At 64.0% G+C, this 17,572-nt stretch carries 12 protein-coding genes; 10 read left to right on the top strand and 2 right to left on the bottom strand.

Translation table 11 applies throughout. The features are described from left to right. Positions 1-81: 81 nt before the first annotated feature. From tig to KTJ89_RS02275, 5 genes are all read left to right on the top strand, one after another. Complete coding sequence (tig, locus tag KTJ89_RS02255) at positions 82-1,458, top strand: trigger factor (protein ID WP_172169247.1); 1,377 nt, start codon at positions 82-84, stop codon at positions 1,456-1,458. Between the two features lie 204 nt (positions 1,459-1,662). Continuing rightward, positions 1,663-2,259, top strand: a complete 597-nt coding sequence (locus tag KTJ89_RS02260; protein ID WP_101545567.1) for an ATP-dependent Clp protease proteolytic subunit — start codon at positions 1,663-1,665, stop codon at positions 2,257-2,259. Between the two features lie 26 nt (positions 2,260-2,285). Beyond that, entirely contained in the window at positions 2,286-2,930 is a 645-nt protein-coding gene (locus KTJ89_RS02265) for an ATP-dependent Clp protease proteolytic subunit (protein WP_139467010.1), read from the top strand. A 195-nt stretch (positions 2,931-3,125) separates the two neighbouring features. After that, positions 3,126-4,409 carry an ATP-dependent Clp protease ATP-binding subunit ClpX gene (clpX, locus tag KTJ89_RS02270; RefSeq protein WP_139467011.1) on the top strand — a complete coding sequence of 428 codons (1,284 nt, stop codon included), beginning with the start codon at positions 3,126-3,128 and terminating at the stop codon, positions 4,407-4,409. Positions 4,410-4,421: 12 nt separating this feature from the next. Next, positions 4,422-5,708, top strand: coding sequence for an MFS transporter (locus KTJ89_RS02275; RefSeq protein ID WP_259356730.1), 1,287 nt, complete (start codon positions 4,422-4,424; stop codon positions 5,706-5,708). Positions 5,709-6,257: 549 nt separating this feature from the next. On the opposite strand, the gene KTJ89_RS02280 is transcribed toward KTJ89_RS02275, so the two are convergent. Together KTJ89_RS02280 and valS are read right to left on the bottom strand one after the other, a co-directional pair. Continuing rightward, positions 6,258-6,950, bottom strand: coding sequence for an AIM24 family protein (locus tag KTJ89_RS02280; RefSeq protein WP_139467014.1), 693 nt, complete (start codon positions 6,948-6,950; stop codon positions 6,258-6,260). A 258-nt stretch (positions 6,951-7,208) separates the two neighbouring features. Further along, complete coding sequence (gene valS, locus KTJ89_RS02285) at positions 7,209-9,854, bottom strand: valine--tRNA ligase (RefSeq protein WP_172169253.1); 2,646 nt, start codon at positions 9,852-9,854, stop codon at positions 7,209-7,211. A gap of 186 nt (positions 9,855-10,040) precedes the next feature. On the opposite strand from valS, the gene KTJ89_RS02290 reads away from it, so the two are divergent. The 5 genes from KTJ89_RS02290 to KTJ89_RS02310 all read left to right on the top strand — a co-directional run bounded on the left by KTJ89_RS02290 (position 10,041) and on the right by KTJ89_RS02310 (position 17,534). Then, entirely contained in the window at positions 10,041-11,273 is a 1,233-nt protein-coding gene (locus tag KTJ89_RS02290; RefSeq protein WP_139907952.1) for an acyltransferase, read from the top strand. A gap of 78 nt (positions 11,274-11,351) precedes the next feature. Continuing rightward, positions 11,352-12,107, top strand: a complete 756-nt coding sequence (locus KTJ89_RS02295) for an SDR family oxidoreductase (protein ID WP_139467019.1) — start codon at positions 11,352-11,354, stop codon at positions 12,105-12,107. A gap of 311 nt (positions 12,108-12,418) precedes the next feature. Then, a complete protein-coding gene (ileS, locus tag KTJ89_RS02300; RefSeq protein WP_259356731.1) occupies positions 12,419-15,682 on the top strand; it encodes an isoleucine--tRNA ligase in 3,264 nt (1,087 codons plus the stop codon). After that, the gene (locus tag KTJ89_RS02305) at positions 15,679-17,172 is read left to right on the top strand and encodes a bifunctional folylpolyglutamate synthase/dihydrofolate synthase (protein ID WP_172169259.1); all 1,494 of its coding nucleotides are present in this window, start codon (positions 15,679-15,681) and stop codon (positions 17,170-17,172) included. The genes ileS and KTJ89_RS02305 overlap by 4 nt, the downstream gene beginning before the upstream one ends. After that, on the top strand, positions 17,169-17,534 hold the full coding sequence (locus KTJ89_RS02310) for a DUF4233 domain-containing protein (protein WP_139467025.1): 366 nt from the start codon (positions 17,169-17,171) through the stop codon (positions 17,532-17,534). The genes KTJ89_RS02305 and KTJ89_RS02310 overlap by 4 nt, the downstream gene beginning before the upstream one ends. Positions 17,535-17,572 lie beyond the last annotated feature (38 nt).

Here is a 17,572-nt window from a genome sequence, read left to right on the forward strand (position 1 = left end):
GGCCGTTTGCGGTCACGAACCCGGATGATCAGGTCGGAGATGACCGAAAATGCATGACTGTCGAATTTGAAAGGTCACACTGTGAAGAGCTCCGTCGAGCAACTCGACCCCACCCGGGTCAAGATCAGCGTGGAAGTCCCATACGCCGAACTCAAACCGAGCGTCGACGAGGCATACAAGACCATCGGGGCCCAGGTCACCGTCCCCGGGTTCCGTAAGGGCAAGGTCCCCGCGCGCATCATCGATCAGCGCATCGGCCGTCCTGCTGTGATCCAGGAAGCCATCAACAACGGTCTTGACGACTTCTACCGCAACGCGGTCGAAGAGCACGACCTCAAGCCGATGGGCCAACCCGAGGTCGAGATCTCCGAGGTTCCCGGTCTCGACGGAACCGAAGACGGCGAACTCGGCTTCACCGTCGAGGTCGACGTGCGCCCCGAGGTCACGCTGCCTGCCTACGACACGATCAACATCGAGGTCGACCCCATCGAGGTCACCGACGCCGATGTGGATGCGGAGCTCGAGCAGCTGCGTACCCGCTTCGGAACCCTCGTCGCCGTCGATCGCCCCGCGGCCAAGGACGACTTCGTGACTCTCGACCTCGTCGCCACCATCGGCGACGAAGAGATCGACACCGCCTCCGACATCTCCTACCAGGTCGGCGCCGGAACGATGCTCGAAGGCATGGACGAAGCGCTCGACGGGCTCTCCGCCGGAGAGACCACGACCTTCGAGACCACCTTCGCAGGTGGCGAGCACGCCGGCGAACAGGGCACTGTGAAGATCACCCTGGGCGCTGTGAAGGAACGCGAACTTCCCGAGGCCGACGACGACTTCGCTCAGCTGGCCAGCGAGTTCGACACGATCGACGAACTGCGGGAGGACCTGCGCGTCCAGGCCGGCAAGGCCAAGGAAACTGAGCAGGGCGTCCAGGCACGGGACAAGGTCCTCGAACACCTCATCGAGACCCTCGACGTTCCGGTCCCGGCCAAGATCGTCACCGACGAGGTCGAGCGTCACCTCGAGTCCGAGAACCGTTCGGACGACGACGAACATCGCAAGGAGGTCACCGAGGAGACCGAGCGCAACCTGCGCACGCAGTTCATCCTCGATGCGGTCTCCGAAGCCGAGAACGTCGAGGTCAGCCAGCCCGAACTCATCGAGTACCTGATCTCCGCTTCGCAGCAGTACGGAATGAACCCCAACGAGTTCGCCCAGATGCTCGACAGCTCCGGCCAGGTCAATGCGCTTGTCGGCGAGGTCTCGCGCCGCAAGGCCCTGGCCGCTGTCCTCGCCGGTGCCACGGTCAAGGACACCGCCGGAAACGTCGTCGACATGGAGGCCTTCACCTCCGCCGGGGACGACGCCGAGGAAGCCGGCGCCGAGGATGCCGACGCGACTGCGCAGAGCGCGGAAGCCGCGGACGAAGCACCTGCAGAGGCCGCCGAAGAGAACTGAGGACGAGCCGCCTCGGCGGTGGAATCCTGATGAGACGGTGGGTACGGATCACGATCCGTACCCACCGTCTTCGCATCTGCGCAGGTCCCGATCACGCTGAGGGCGAACACAGGCCTCGCCGCGGACTAAAACCCGGGGGAGAGCGGTTAGAGTCCATAACAAGCCATCCACAGAACACAGGAGTGAAACGTGAGCGCATACGACATGACAGCGCCCGTCGGCCTCGACGCCGGTGGGGGAATGGGTCTGGACGACCACATCTTCAATCGTCTTCTCAAAGAGCGCATCATCTGGCTCGGTTCGGAAGTGCGTGACGACAACGCCAACGCCATCTGCGCGCAGATGATGCTGCTGGCCGCCGAAGATCCCGAAGCGGACATCTCGCTCTACATCAACTCGCCCGGCGGCTCCGTCACCGCCGGAATGGCCATCTACGACACGATGCAGTACATCAAGCCCGATGTCTCCACCGTGGCCATGGGCATGGCCGCGTCGATGGGACAGTTCCTGCTCTCCTCGGGCACCCCGGGCAAGCGCTACGCCACCCCGCACGCCCGCATCCTCATGCACCAGCCGCTGGGCGGCATCGGCGGCACGGCCACCGACATCAAGATCCAGGCCGAACTGATCCTGCACATGAAGAAGCAGATGGCCGAACTGACTGCTCAGCAGACCGGGAAGTCGCTCGAGCAGATCCTCCAGGACAACGACCGCGACCACTGGTTCACCGCCGAAGAGGCGCTCGAATACGGATTCATCGACAAGATGGTCACCCGCGCGTCCGACGTCGAGAACAACTGAGCAGGAGTGAGGGAAGAATGAATTCAATGAACTTTATGCCGGGTTCGACGGCGTCGAACATGCCGCAGTCGCGTTATGTCATGCCGCAGTTCGAAGAGCGCACACCCTATGGCTTCAAGCGCCAGGATCCCTACACGAAGCTCTTCGACGACCGCGTCGTATTCCTCGGCGCACAGGTCGATGACACCTCCGCCGACGATGTCATGGCTCAGCTGCTCGTCCTCGAATCGCAGGATCCTGACCGCGACATCACTCTGTACATCAACTCGCCGGGTGGGTCGTTCACGGCGATGACGGCCATCTACGACACGATGCAGTACATCAAGCCGGAGATCCAGACCGTCTGCCTCGGTCAGGCCGCCTCCGCAGCTGCCGTGCTGCTGGCCGCCGGCACTCCCGGCAAGCGTCTGGCCCTGCCGAACGCGCGAGTGCTCATTCACCAGCCCGCGATGCAGGGGCAGGGACAGGGTCAGGCCTCTGACCTCGAGATCCAGGCCGCTGAAGTGCTGCGGATGCGCGAATGGCTCGAGGGAACTCTGGCCAAGCACTCGAACAAGGAGGCCGCACAGGTCTCGAACGACATCGAACGCGACCTCTTCCTCACGGCCGAGCAGGCCAAGGACTACGGTCTCGTCGACCAGGTGCTCTCTTCGCGCAAGAACGCGAGCTGATCACCTGTCGGAGGACAGGGAGACACTGAGAACGGGTTCGTGCGATTGCGATCGGCGGACCCGTTCTCGGTTCCTTCCGCCGACACACCGAGTCGTGGCTGGGGGCTCGTGTCAGCCACGTATGGGAAGCTATTGAGGTACAGGAAACACGAGCGGTAGAGTTGGGGCCAAGCGTCCTGGCGAAAGGTTGTGACAGTGGCTCGCAGTGCGGACGGAGCAGACCTGCTCAAATGCAACTTCTGTGGGAAGTCTCAGAAGCAGGTTCGGAAACTCATCGCCGGACCTGGTGTTTACATCTGCGATGAATGCATCGGATTGTGCAATGAGATCATCGAAGAGGAGCTCAGCGAATCCAGTCCGGAGCAGGCCGAACTCGAGTTGCCCAAACCTCGTGAGATCTTCGACTTCCTCCAGGAGTACGTCGTCGGTCAGGAACCGGCGAAGAAGGCACTGTCGGTAGCCGTCTACAACCACTACAAGCGCATCCGTTCGCTGCAGTCCGGTGACGAGAAGACCCTCGGCTCCAGCGAGTCCGAGGTTGAGATCGCGAAGTCGAATATTCTGCTCGTCGGTCCCACCGGCTCGGGAAAGACCTACCTCGCCCAGTCGCTGGCCAAACGCCTCAATGTCCCATTCGCGGTCGCCGATGCCACCGCGCTGACCGAAGCCGGCTACGTCGGCGAAGACGTCGAGAACATCCTGCTCAAACTCATTCAGGCCGCGGATTTCGATATCCAGCGTGCCGAGCACGGAATCATCTATATCGACGAGATCGATAAGATCGCTCGCAAGTCGGAGAACCCGTCGATCACCCGTGACGTGTCAGGTGAGGGCGTGCAGCAGGCACTGCTGAAGATCCTCGAAGGCACCCAGGCGTCGGTGCCGCCGCAGGGCGGGCGCAAACACCCGCACCAGGACTTCCTGCAGATCGACACGACCAATGTGCTCTTCATCGTCGCCGGCGCTTTCGCCGGGATGGAGGAGATCGTCGCCGGCCGCAAGGGCAAGCACGGAATCGGCTTCGGCGCCCTGCTGCAGTCGAAGAACGACGAAGAGGACCTCTACGCGGACATCCTTCCCGAAGATCTGCTCAAGTTCGGCCTCATCCCGGAGTTCATCGGCCGCCTGCCGGTGCTGGCCACCGTGTCCAACCTCGACCGGGCAGCGCTGATGTCGATCCTCACGGAACCGAAGAACGCCCTGGTCAAGCAGTACCAGCGGATGTTCGAGTTCGACAATGTCTCCCTGACATTCGAGACCGAGGCACTTGAGGCGATCGCCGATCTCGCTCTGCTGCGCGGCACGGGCGCTCGTGGCCTGCGCTCGATCATGGAAGAGGTCCTGCAGCCGGTCATGTTCGATGTGCCTTCACGCGAAGACATCGCCGAGGTGGTCGTGACCAAGGACGTCGTCGAATCCAATGTCGCCCCGACCCTCGTGCCGAAGTCACGGAACAGGACGAATAAGAAGTCTGCCTGAGTCTCTTTTCGCATGAGACTCCTGGCCGACACACGCCCACTGCGCTACGCGTCGTTCCGACGACTGTGGGTGGCCAATATCGTCACCGTCATCGGTGCGCAGATGACTGTTGTGGCGATCCCCGCACAGATCTTCCATATCACCGGGTCGTCCGGGTATGTCGGGCTCGCCGGTGCGTTCGGGCTGATTCCTCTTATCGTCTTCGGACTGTGGGGCGGATCGTTGGCCGATGTCATCGATCGACGCAGACTGCTCGTGATCTCGACGGTCGGTCTGATCGTCACGAGCGCGATACTTGCCCTCATCGCGGTGCTCAGCATCGACAATGTCTGGCTGCTGCTGTCGGTGTTTTCGATGCAGCAGGCATTCTTCGCACTCAACCAGCCGGCTCGGGGAGCTCTGCTGCCGTCGATCATCCCGCTCGGCCTGCTGCCCGCGGCGAACTCGCTGAACATGACTGTGATGACATTGGGCGCCGTCGTCGGCCCTGTCGTCGGCGGAGCGCTGATCCCTCTGTTCGGGTACCAGCTGCTCTACGTCATCGACGCCGTGTTCCTGTTCGCTACGCTCTACGCAGTGATGCGACTGCCGTCGCTGCCGCCGCAGAAACAGCTCGATACTCGGTCGGGGTTCAAAGGCATCGTCGACGGGTTCCGGTATCTGCGGACGAACACCGTCGTCATGGTCTCTCTGCTGGTGGACATCATTGCGATGGTCTTCGGAATGCCACGGGGCCTGTTCCCGCAGATCGCCGCGGAGACCTTCGACGGTCCGCCTGAGGGCGGCATCGTCTTCTCGCTGCTCTTCGCCGCGCTGGCCGGCGGAAGTGCATTGGCCGGGATCTTCTCGGGGTGGGTCTCACGTGTGGAGCGCCAGGGACTGGCCGTCATCGTCGCCATCGTCGTCTGGGGTGCGGCAATGACGGTGTTCGGACTGTCCCTTGAGCTGGCGGCTGGGTTCTGGCTGACCGCACTCGTCGTCGCATTGGCTGCGATGGCGGTCGGCGGAGGAGCCGATATCGTCTCCGGCGCTTTTCGGCAGACGATGCTCCAGGAAGCCGCAACCGATGCGATGCGCGGTCGGATGCAGGGAGTGTTCATCGTCGTCGTCGCCGGCGGACCTCGTATCGCGGACGTCCTCCACGGCTCCGTTGCTGCAGTCACAGACACCACGGTCGCCTCGGCGGGTGGCGGCATCGCCGTCATCGTTCTCGTGCTCGCCTGTGCGGTGGCCTTTCCGACCTTCCGGAAATACCGGGTCGAACGCGGCGGGCACGAGCACACTGTCCCCACTGCCTGATCCATCAAGCAGACCTTACGTTCGACCGTACTCCTGCTACGAGTCGTCCCCGAATCTGCGCGAGTCGTCGTCCCGGAGGGACTGCTCCATTCCGGCCAGTATTCCCGGTCACCCCGGACCCGTGCGCTTGAACGCCTGACGCCCCAGCGGAGAGTCGACGTCGAGCCCCGAATGAGCCAAGCGGACTCGGTTTCTCCGACATGTCAGGATAGCCCGACTCTTCTGCGCTTTCGGGTATTGTCGCGCAGCTTGCCGCGTACCACTCACACCGGATTGCAAGAGCCATGACGCTCCAGTACTTTCGCATCTCTCAGTGCTGCTCTCGCTCTACCGCGTTGGTGTCTTAACGCCCCGGTGCTGGTGCATCCCTCTCCCGTCCTGTCGAAACACCGTTGTGCACCAAGGCGTTGAGTCACGACGGGTGAGGGGCGCCCGATGCGAGAACATGGGGAGATGCGCGGGGGAGACGACGACACCCCCGACTCGCTGCCGAAGCTGCAGGTCGGGGGTGCGTCAGCGTGGTGATGCTGCGGACGGCCGCCAGGTGCGTCAGCTGGTGGTGGCCGAGTAGACGGCGTTCTCTGCGGGCTGGACGACGACGAAGCCGGGGCCGTGGAATGCCAGCTGCACGGACTCACCGGAGCCGCGACCGAAGAATGTGCCGACGCTGACGTCGGTCTTGATCTGCGGGGCCAGCGCCGAGGACCAGCAGACGGCGGCCTGCGGGTCGACGAAGGTCGGCTGCTGCGAGCAGTCGAGGACCATGGGTTCACCCTTGCAGCAGATGGCGGCAGTGCCCTGTCCGGCAAGTTCGAGGTTGAACAGTCCCGAACCGCTGACCATCGCACCGACACCGCCCTTGATGCGTTTGATCTCCCAGCTGAGCGCGTCGTCGAAGGCGAGCAGATTCGCGGTGTTGACGGTCAGTGCGTCCTGCGGACCTTCGAGCGCCATCATGAAGATGTTCGAGGCCTCCCTGGCGAAGAACACTTCTCCGTGTCCCTCGACGCGCATGACGTTCCCGCCCTCGCCGGTGGCTGCCTTCTTCATGAACTGGCCGACCGACTTCGACCCCTGGTGGGTGAAGCGGACATCGCCCTGATAGGCGACCATCGCGCCCTTGGTGGCGATCATCGGAGCGTTCGGTGTGACCACCGAACGCAGCATCTTGTTCGACTGGAGCGTCCACCGCTCTTGATTCTGGACCTCGGCGTTGCGCTTGGAAAAGAGTTCGCTTCTCACGGTTCTGGGGACCTTTCGTTCAGGGAGGACTTCGGTGTTTCTTCAGTGGTCGATAACCATAGTACGGCGGAGAGAACGCAGACCCCGGTCATTTCGTGTATCCGTTCCGGAACATGAACAGAGCCCCACGGCATCCACTGCTCCGACGCTGCGGAGGAACGAATGTCGCGGGGCTCTGCGGGACCAGTTCGGGTCTCAGTTCAGCCGGTGGGGCCGGAAGCTGCTTCTTCTGGCAGTCAGGGCCGGCTGGTGTTCGGCTCAGTCCTGGTCGACGAAGTCGATCGAGGCAATGGTGATCTCATCGCCGGCTTCCTCGGTGCTCAGGGACTTGATACGGCCCGCCGCCGTGAGGTCGCCTTCTGCCGCCGTGATCGCGGAGACGACGGCGGCCGGCGCCTGAATGGTCACGGAAGCGACCTCGGTCTTCTGCGACACCTTGGCCTCGGTCTTCGTGCGGCGGATCTCGGTCAGTGCGGCTGCCACCGAGGCTAGCAGCTCGGGATCGACGGACGATTCCGGATGGCTCAGCACCTCATCTGCCGGCCACGGCGCACGGTGGACCGAACCGGTGCGCCACCAGGACCAGACCTCTTCGGTGACGAACGGAGTGAACGGAGCGAACAGACGCAGCAGGACATCCAGAGCAGTGGCCAAGGTGACGTGCGCCGACAGCTGATCGTCAGATCCCGATGAGCCGTAGGAACGGTCCTTGACGAGCTCGACATAGTCATCGGTGAACTCCCAGAAGAAGCTCTCGGTCACACGCAGTGCATGAGCATAGTCGTAAGCGGCCATATGCTTCCCGGCCTGCTCGACGACCTCGGCAAGCTTTGCCAGCAGGGCCCGATCGAGATCGTGGGTGACGGCGCCGAGCTGACCGATGAGACCGGCATGCACACCCTGTGCCAGAGCGAACTTCGAGGCGTTGAGCAGCTTCATCGCCAGCCGGCGGCCGATCTGCATCTGTGTGACGTCATAAGCGGTGTCCGCACCGAGTTTCGCGCTGGCCGCCCAGTAGCGGACCGCGTCAGGACCGAATCCCGGCTTCGCCTCGCCGAGGATGTCCGACGGAACCACGACATTGCCCTTGGACTTCGACATCTTCTTCCGGTCCGGATCGAGGATCCACCCCGACAGGCCGGCGTGCTTCCACGGTGCCGCATCGTTGAGCGAGTTCGCCCGGACCACGGTGGAGAACAGCCAAGTGCGGATGATGTCGTGTCCCTGCGGACGCAGGTCGAAGGGGAAGACCTTGTCGAAGAACTCCTCGTCACGCGACCAGCCGCCGAGCAGCTGCGGCGTCAGCGACGACGTCGCCCAGGTGTCGAGGACATCCGGGTCTGCGGTGAACCCGCCGGGCACATCACGCTGGTCGTCGGTGAAGCCGGCGGGAGCCTCGGCGATGGGGTCGCACGGAAGCGACTCGGGCACGATCGGATCATCATAATCGGGCTGACCATCAGCGTCGAGGCGGTACCACAGCGGAATCGGGACACCGAAGAACCGCTGCCGGGAGACCAGCCAGTCGCCGTTGAGGTTCTCCACCCAGTTCTCGTAGCGGGAGCGCATGTACGCCGGATGCCACTCGATCTCGCGACCGCGGGCGATGAGCGCATCCCGCAGCTCGGCCGACCGCCCGCCGTTGCGGATGTACCACTGACGGCTGGTGACGACCTCGAGCGGTTTGTCGCCCTTTTCGTAGAACGGGACCGGATGCGTGATCGGCTCGATCTCACCGATGAGGTCACCGGAGTCGATGAGCATCTGCGCAATGTCCTTGCGCGCAGAGAACGTCGTCTTTCCTGCCAGCGCCTCATAGTTGGCCACAGCATCGGACTTCGGCGAGTTCGCGATCCACTCGGGCACCTCGAGGTTGAGGCGGCCGCCTCGGTTGATCACCGCGCGGGTCGGCAGATCGAGTTCACGCCACCACGTGACGTCGGTGAGGTCGCCGAAGGTGCAGACCATGGCGATGCCGGTGCCCTTATCGGACTTCGCAAGCTCATGGGCGCGGATCTCGACGCTGACACCGAAGAGCGGCGAAACGACATTCGTGCCGAACAGGGAGGCGTAGCGTTCGTCATCGGGATGGGCGACGAGCGCCACGACCGAAGGAATGAGCTCCGGACGCGAGGTGAGGATGATGATCGGTTCCGCCGAGGTGTCGGCCAGGCCATCAGCGCCCTCGGGGAAGAACTTCACCTTGTGGTACGCGCCTTCGCGCTCACGATCCTCGAGTTCGGCCTGAGCCACAGCAGTGCCGAAGGTGACGTCCCACATGGTCGGTGCGTCCTGCGAATAGGCATGCCCGTTCTTCAGATCGGTGAGGAAGGCTCGCTGGCTCACCGCACGCGAATCGTCATCGATCGTGCGGTATGTGTACTTCCAATCAACGGACAGTCCGGTGGAGCGGAAGAGGTCTTCGAACACCTTCTCGTCCTCGGCGGAGAGCTTCTCGCACAGTTCGATGAAGTTCTGGCGAGAGACCTTGACGAAGTCGCGCGAATTCTTCGGTGCCTTCTCCGGCGGCTGGAAGTCCGGGTAGTAGGACTGGCCGGGATCGCAGGTGACTCCGTAGTAGTTCTGCACGCGACGTTCGGTCGGCAGGCCGTTGTCGTCCCAGCCGAGGGGATAGAACACGTTCTTGCCGGTCATCCGCTGATAGCGGGCGATGATGTCGGTCTGGGTGTAGGAGAACACGTGTCCGACATGCAGCGACCCCGAGGCGGTCGGCGGGGGAGTGTCGATCGAGTAGACCTGCTCGCGATCGGTGTCGACGTCGAAGGCGTAGACATTCTGCTCGCTCCACGCGGCGTCCCATTTGTCCCGCAGCCCCTCGAGGGCCGGCTTGTCAGGAAGGTTCACTGACTCGTGCGTCGAGTCCGAAAAGGCAGGTGTGTTCATAATTGCTGATTTTCTCACCCGGTTCGCGATCGGCCAAACCGGTTCGCGCCAGTGGCCGCGCGAAGCCCGACCGGAGCTCGAGTGCAGCACTCGCGCCCCGGCCGCCCCAGTCCGACGGCGTGGGACGGCTCACACCCTGAAGGCGCAGTGAGTCGCCTGCGCCGCGGGCAATGACATCATGGACACATGGCGCCCTTGGACCGAATTCCGACAGAGAATCCGCCGCCCACGTCGACCGCGTGGATGAATCCGGCACGTGCGATCGCGATCATCGCCGTCGTAGCCATCCATTCCCTGGGCACCGTCGTCGAAGAGAACTTCGCGAGTATGGGACCCGACTGGTGGCTGGCCAACACCATCGACTCCGCCTGCCGGTGGTCGGTGCCCGTGTTCATCATGATCTCCGGGGCTCTGGCCCTCGACCCCGACCGGGGCAGCAAACCGCGCAGGTTCCTGTCCAAACGTGTCTGGCGAATCGGCATCCCCCTCGTGTTCTGGACAGTCGTGTACGTTCTGTTCCGCCGCTACTACCTGCAGCCCGACGATGACACCTGGAACCCGGGCATCGCGATCCTCACCGGATCGCCCTTCGTCCAGCTCTACTTCCTCTACGTCCTTGCCGGTCTGACCCTGCTCACCCCGTTCTTCCGCCTGCTGAGCGTCCATGGCTCCCGCCGTCTGCAGTGGGGGACCGGTCTGATCTTCCTCGGCATCGGCATGACCGACCAGTGGGTGTCGATGGTCTTCGACGTCGGCGAAGCCAATATCGCCACCAGGTTCCTGCCGATGGCCGGTTTCTACATCCTCGGCTGGGTGCTGCGCGATATCGTGCTCTCGGTCAGGGGTGCAGTCCTGGCGTGGGTCAGCCTCATCATCGCGGTCGCCGGAACCGCGGTCTGGGCAGGTCTGGGTCCCGGTGAGAAGCCGTGGATGTTCCCGTATGAATACCTCGCCCCCGGAGTCGTCCTCGCCTCCATGGCCGCCTACCTCCTCCTGCATTTCCATCTGCGCGAAGGCTTCGGATTGCTGCACCGGTTCTACCCGTATTCCTTCGGTGTGTTCCTCCTCCATCCGCTCCTGCTCTACCCTGTCCGAAATGCCATGGGCCTGCCTGACACCGTGCCAGGCGTCCTCCTCCACGCCGTGATCATGCCGATCGCCTATGCGATCATCTGCGCCGCAGTCACCTGGGTGGCAGTGAAGATCCCCGGCTTCCGTGCCGTCTTCGGCGAAGGCGGGCCCCGCAACCCGCACACCCGACCGAGCGTGAAGAAACTCCGACCGGGCGCGAAGGGTGCCCCACCTGCCGCGTCGACGACCCCGGAAGAAACGACGCCACCCGAGCCGGCCGGGAGTGGCCCTTTCGAGACCGATCTCGGCTCAGAAGACACCGCACGCGGCCGAGAGCCGACTCCGTAGACTGAGATGCGAACAGGAAACCCCGCTTCCGGGATCCAGACTCAAACCCGCCGACAGACCCGACAGAGGAGAACACAGATGGAAAAGCTCAGAGCAGTAGTCACAGGAGCCAGTTCCGGAATCGGTGCGGCCACGGTCCGACAGCTGCGCGAGCAGGGCTGGGACGTCGTCGCCGTGGCTCGCCGTGAGGACAAGCTCAAGGCCCTCGCCGAGGAGACCGGAGCCGACTACATCGTCGCCGACCTCACCGATGACGCCGCCGTGGTGTCCATGGCCGAACAGGTGCTCGCCGGCGGAGCCGTCCATTCCCTCGTGGCCAATGCCGGCGCCGCATTCGGAACCGACACCGTCGCCGAGGCATCGGTCGACGGGTGGCGGGACATGTTCGACATCAACGTCCTCGGCGTCCTGCGCGTCGTCAAAGCACTGCTGCCGGCTCTCATCGATTCCGGCCGCGGAGACATCGTCGTCATGTCCTCAACCGCCGGCCATCAGGCCTATGAAGGCGGCGGTGGCTACGTCGCTGCGAAGCACGGCACCCACTCGATGGCAGCGACCCTGCGCCTCGAGCTCGCCGGCGAACCCGTGCGCGTCATCGAGATCGCACCAGGAATGGTCGCCACCGACGAGTTCACCGTCAAACGCGTCGGCGGTGATGAGACGAAGGCCGCGAAGGTCTACGAAGGCGTCGAGAACCCGCTGACCGCGGACGACGTCGCCGACGCCGTCGTCTACACCCTCACCCGGCCCCACCACTTCAACGTCGATCTCATGGTCATCCGACCGATCGCCCAGGCCGCTCAGCATAAGGTCGCACGCAACCGGGGGCTGTGAGCACCCACGGCTCCAGCCCGGGGCCGCCTCGGCGAGGGAGATCCCCGCGCCGCCGAGTGGTCTCGGGCGGAGTCGACGGTATACGATTGTCTTGTGTCGATCCGGCTATCACCGGGGAGCATCCGGAAGAACGGAACCAGCGTTCGAAACGCCGCGTTCTCAGTAGACCCGGACGGGTGGACCCGTCATCGTCTGAGTGAATGAGCGATCCGCTGACCGATCTGAACCGGTCGGACTGCGGATAAGCGAGGTGGTACCGCGGCAGACTGTCGTCCTCGTGACAGTGACCGCAGTGACCCAGAAGGACGCTCATGACTCAGCCTCTCTATCCCAAGGTTTCGACCTCGACCTTCGGACTCTCGTCGTCCCCGAACTTCCCTGCCATCGAAGACGCTGTGCTGCGCTACTGGCAGGAGGACGACACCTTCAAGGCGTCGATCGCCCAGCGCGATGCCGGCGAGAACGGCGAGAACGAATTCGTCTTCTACGACGGACCTCCCTTCGCCAACGGCCTGCCCCACTACGGTCACCTGCTCACCGGCTACGTCAAGGACGTCGTCCCGCGCTTCCAGACGATGCGCGGCAAGAAGGTCGACCGCCGCTTCGGCTGGGACACCCACGGCCTGCCGGCCGAACTCGAAGCCGAACGCCAGTTGGGCATCACCGACAAATCCGAGATCGGTCGCATGGGACTGGCCGCATTCAACGACGCCTGCCGCTCCTCGGTGCTGCGCTACACCCAGGAATGGGAAGAATATGTGACCCGTCAGGGCCGGTGGGTCGACTTCGACAACGACTACAAGACTCTCAACGTCGAATACATGGAAAGCGTCATCTGGGCGTTCAAGCAGCTCTGGGACAAAGGCCTCGTCTACGAGGGCTACCGCGTGCTTCCGTACTGCTGGAAGGACGAGACACCGCTGTCGAACCATGAGCTGCGCATGGACGACGACGTGTACAAGATGCGTCAGGATCCGGCCGTGACCCTCGGATACAGACTCAAGGACTCCGACGAGTGGGTCCTCATCTGGACGACGACCCCGTGGACGGTTCCGTCGAACCAGGCCGTGGCCGTCAACCCGGAGATCCCGCTCGTCGCAGTGATCCCCGGTGAAGACGGAGCCGAAGAGCTTCAGGGCAAGACCCTCATCCTCGCCGAGGCGCGCCTGGGAGCCTATGCTCGTGAACTCGGTGCCGAACCGCAGGTTGTGCGCACCTTCCCCGGCAGCGAACTCGTCGGCGCCTCCTACGAACCTCCGTTCCCGTACTTCGAAGGCCGTCAGGAGGAGTTCGGCGAGAACATGCACACGATCCTGGCCGCGGACTTCGTCACCGTCGAAGACGGCACCGGAATCGTCCACCAGTCACCCGCCTTCGGTGAAGAGGACAAGGAACTCACCGACTCCTACGGAATCACCGCCGCCCGTCCCGTCGACGACGCCGGTCGCTTCGATACGACCGTTCCCGACTACGCCGGCCAGCAGGTCTTCGACGCCAACAAGGCGATAATCAAAGACCTGCGCAACCACACGGGTCCGATGGAATCGCGGGGTGCTCTGCTGGTCCGCCACGAATCCTACGAGCACTCCTACCCGCACTGCTGGCGCTGCCGGAATCCGCTGATCTACCGTGCGGTGTCCTCCTGGTTCGTCCGCGTCACCGAGTTCAAGGACCGCATGGTCGAACTCAACGAGCAGATCAACTGGGTGCCCGACAACGTCAAGCACGGACAGTTCGGCAAATGGCTCGAGAACGCCCGCGACTGGTCGATCTCGCGCAACCGCTTCTGGGGCTCGCCGATCCCCGTGTGGATCTCCTCCGACCCGGCCTACCCGCGCACGGACGTCTACGGTTCCCTGGCCGAGATCGAAGCCGACTTCGGACGTCTGCCGCGCAACGACTCCGGAGACGTCGACCTCCACCGCCCGTGGGTCGATGACCTCACCCGTCCGAACCCGGACGACCCGACGGGTCAGTCGGTGATGCAGCGCATCCCGGAGATCTTCGACGTCTGGTTCGACTCCGGCTCGATGAGCTACGCCCAGGTGCACTATCCGTTCGAGAACTCCGAATGGTTCGACAACCACTTCCCGGCCGACTTCATCGTCGAATACGTGGGACAGACACGCGGCTGGTTCTACCTGCTGCACGTTCTGGCCACAGCGATCTTCGACCGACCCGCATTCACGAACTGCATCTCCCACGGCATCGTGCTCGGTTCCGACGGGCAGAAGATGTCGAAGTCCCTGCGCAACTACCCCGATGTCAACGAGGTCTTCAACCGCGACGGCTCGGATGCCATGCGCTGGTTCCTCATGGCTTCGTCCATCCTGCGCGGCGGCAACCTCGTTGTCACCGAACAGGGCATCCGCGACGGTGTCCGCCAGGTCGTGCTCCCGCTGTGGAACACATGGCAGTTCTTCGCCACCTACTCCAACGCGGCCGACGGCCCGGCGGGGGAGAAGACCGGCTACCAGGCACAGTCCCGCTACGACTCGTCCCAGGTCCTCGACCGGTACCTCCTGGCCAAGACGCACGACCTCATCACCGAGTTCGCCGAGGCGATGGAGGGCCTCGATATCTGGACGGCATGCGAACTCGTGCGCAACTACCTCGACATGCTCACGAACTGGTATGTGCGTCGTTCGCGTCGCCGGTTCTGGGACGGCGGCACCGACACGCATGAGTCCTTCGACGTGTTCTATACCTGCCTGGAGGCATTCTGCCGTGTGGCCGCACCCCTGCTGCCGTTCACGGTCGAAGAGATCTATCGCGGACTGACCGGGCAGCGGTCGGTGCACCTGGCCGACTACCCGGATGCCGAGGCATTCCCTGCCGACGCCGACCTCGTCGCGGCGATGGACCTCACCCGCGATATCTGCTCAACGGCCTCCTCGGTGCGCAAGGCCAACCAGCTGCGGGTGCGCCTGCCGCTGTCGCAGCTGACCGTCGCCACCGACACGGACCTGAGCTCCGACTTCACCGAGATCATCGCCGATGAGCTCAATGTGCGTACCGTCGAGGTCCTCGACGTCGCCGAGGCGGAGGCCGCCGGATTCTCCCTGTCGCAGAATCTCGTCGTCAACGCCCGTGCCGCCGGACCCCGTCTGGGCAAACAGGTCCAGCAGGTCATCAAGGCTTCGAAGTCCGGCGACTGGTCCGTCACCGACGGCACCGTCGTCAGCGGTGGAATCGAACTCGTCGACGGCGAGTACACCCTCGAATCCGTGGCCGAATCCGGTACCGAGGGCATGGAGCTCGCGGCACTCGACTCCGGCTTCCTCGCCCTCGACACGCGGGTCACACCCGAGCTCGAGGCCGAAGGCATGGCACGAGATGCCGTGCGCGCCATCCAGGGCATCCGCAAGCAGCTCGATCTCGATATCTCCGACCGGATCGCCGTCACCATCGAAGCCGGCACCGAGGTGGTCGCCGCGCTCGAGCCTCACGTCGACCTCATCGCCGGTGAGACCCTGACGACCACTCTGGACTTCGGCCCGGTCGACGCCGATGCCGAGGTCTTCAGCCCCGAAGAGCTCCCCGGCGGCACCCGTCTGGCGGTGAAGCGGGCATGACCGAGGACAACACCCCGATCGACGGGCCCCTCCCGGACGAGGACCCCACCTCCGACGTGGAACCGCAGAGCGTGGACGAAGAAGCTTCGGAGGCTCCGCCCGAACCGGTCGTCGATGAGGCCACTCGGGCCGAGCTCGCCCGGGTCTATGCCCTGCTGCTGGCGCGGGCGGGGGAGACGCAGGTCGAGCTGCGCCTCGACGCGACTCGGCGGGCGTGTGAGATCCTCGGCGATATCCACACTGCGGCCCCGACGATCACGATCACGGGCACGAATGGGAAGACGTCGACGGCACGGATGATCGATTCGCTCATCACCGCTCATGAGCTCCGGGTCGGCCGGTTCACCAGTCCGCACCTGCATTCGGTGACCGAACGGATCTCCGTGGACGGCGCCCCCGTGTCCGCTCACACCTTCGTGCGCATCTATGACGAGATCGCCCCGTACCTCGAGATCGTCGATGCCCAGCTCGAATCCGAAGGACGCGCGAAGCTCACCTACTTCGAGGCGCTGACCGTTCTGGCCTTCGCCGTGTTCGCCGATGCTCCGGTCGATGTGGTCGTCACCGAGGTCGGCATGGGCGGACAATGGGATTCGACGAACGTCGCCGATGCCCAGGTGTGCGTGTTCACGAAGATCGGTCTCGATCATCAGGCGTTCCTCGGCGACACCATCGAGGAGATCGCCGCCACCAAGGCTGGGATCCTCGATCGCAGCGTCGAGGACAGCCCGGCTCCCGAACCTGTTGCCGTGTCTGCTGTCCAGGACGAGGCCGCCCAGGCGGTCCTCGACGAGGAAGCTGCCCGCCGTGAGGTTCCGCTGGCCGCTGAGGAGCGGGACTTCCGTCTCCTCGACCGGCAGCGGGCCGTCGACGGTCAGCTCATCACGGTCCAGGGCCGCAGAGACGTCTATTCCGACCTGTTCCTGCCGCTGCACGGAATTCACCAGGCCCACAATGCCGCGGTCGCGATCGTCGCAGCCGAGGCCTTCCTGGGAGCCGAAGACAAGCCGCTCAATCAGGAGACGGTGGCCGAGGGGCTGGCCCGCGTGACGTCACCGGGCCGCGCGGAACTCCTGCGCACGGGACCGAGCGTCGTCGTCGACGGCGCCCATAACCCGGATGCCGCGCATGTGCTGGCCGAGACCCTCGACGAGGCGTTCGACTTCGACTATGTCGTCATCGTGCTGGCGATGCTGGCGGACAAGGACAGCGACGGTGTCATCGAAGAGCTTCATCGCAGCGCAGATGTGTTCGTCGTCAGCGAGAATCTCAACTCCCGTGCGCTGCCGGCAGGCGACCTCGCCGAGGCGGCGCGGGAATGGGTCGACGAGGATTCCGTCATCGTCGCCTCCGATCTCAATGCCGCTCTGATGAAAGCCATCGACCTGGCCAACAGCGTCGATGCGAAGAGTCCGGGAATCGTCGTCACCGGCTCCATCTACACAGTGGCCGAAGCGCGCCTGCTGCTCGGACGTGGGGAGGAGGGATGAAATCGAAGTACCCCGTGCTCTGCGGATCGATCCTCATCTGCGAGCTCGTCGTCGTCTACTTCGCCGTGCTCACGACCTTCGGCCTGTCGGTGAAGTCAGCGCAGACCCTGACCCTGGCGCAGCTGCTCATCGGCGCCTCGGTCATTGCAGTGCTGGCCATCATCGCCGTCATCCTGCTGCCGCGGCGGATCGGTGAGAAGCGTCCCGGTGTCATCATCGGCTGGGTCGTGCAGGGGCTGCTGCTGGCCTCCGGCTTCGTTCTCACCTCGATGTTCTTCGTCGCAGCGCTGTTCATCGCTCTGTGGGCCGTGGCCGTGTACTGGTCGGCTCGCATCGATCGTGAGGTCGCCGCGCGCGGCTGAACTGTGAGAACGCCGAGGCGGGAGCGCCTCGGTGCCCG

Origin of the sequence: Brevibacterium sediminis (assembly GCF_024895295.1) — a bacterium.
GTDB classification, from domain to species: Bacteria; Actinomycetota; Actinomycetes; order Actinomycetales; family Brevibacteriaceae; genus Brevibacterium; species Brevibacterium sediminis.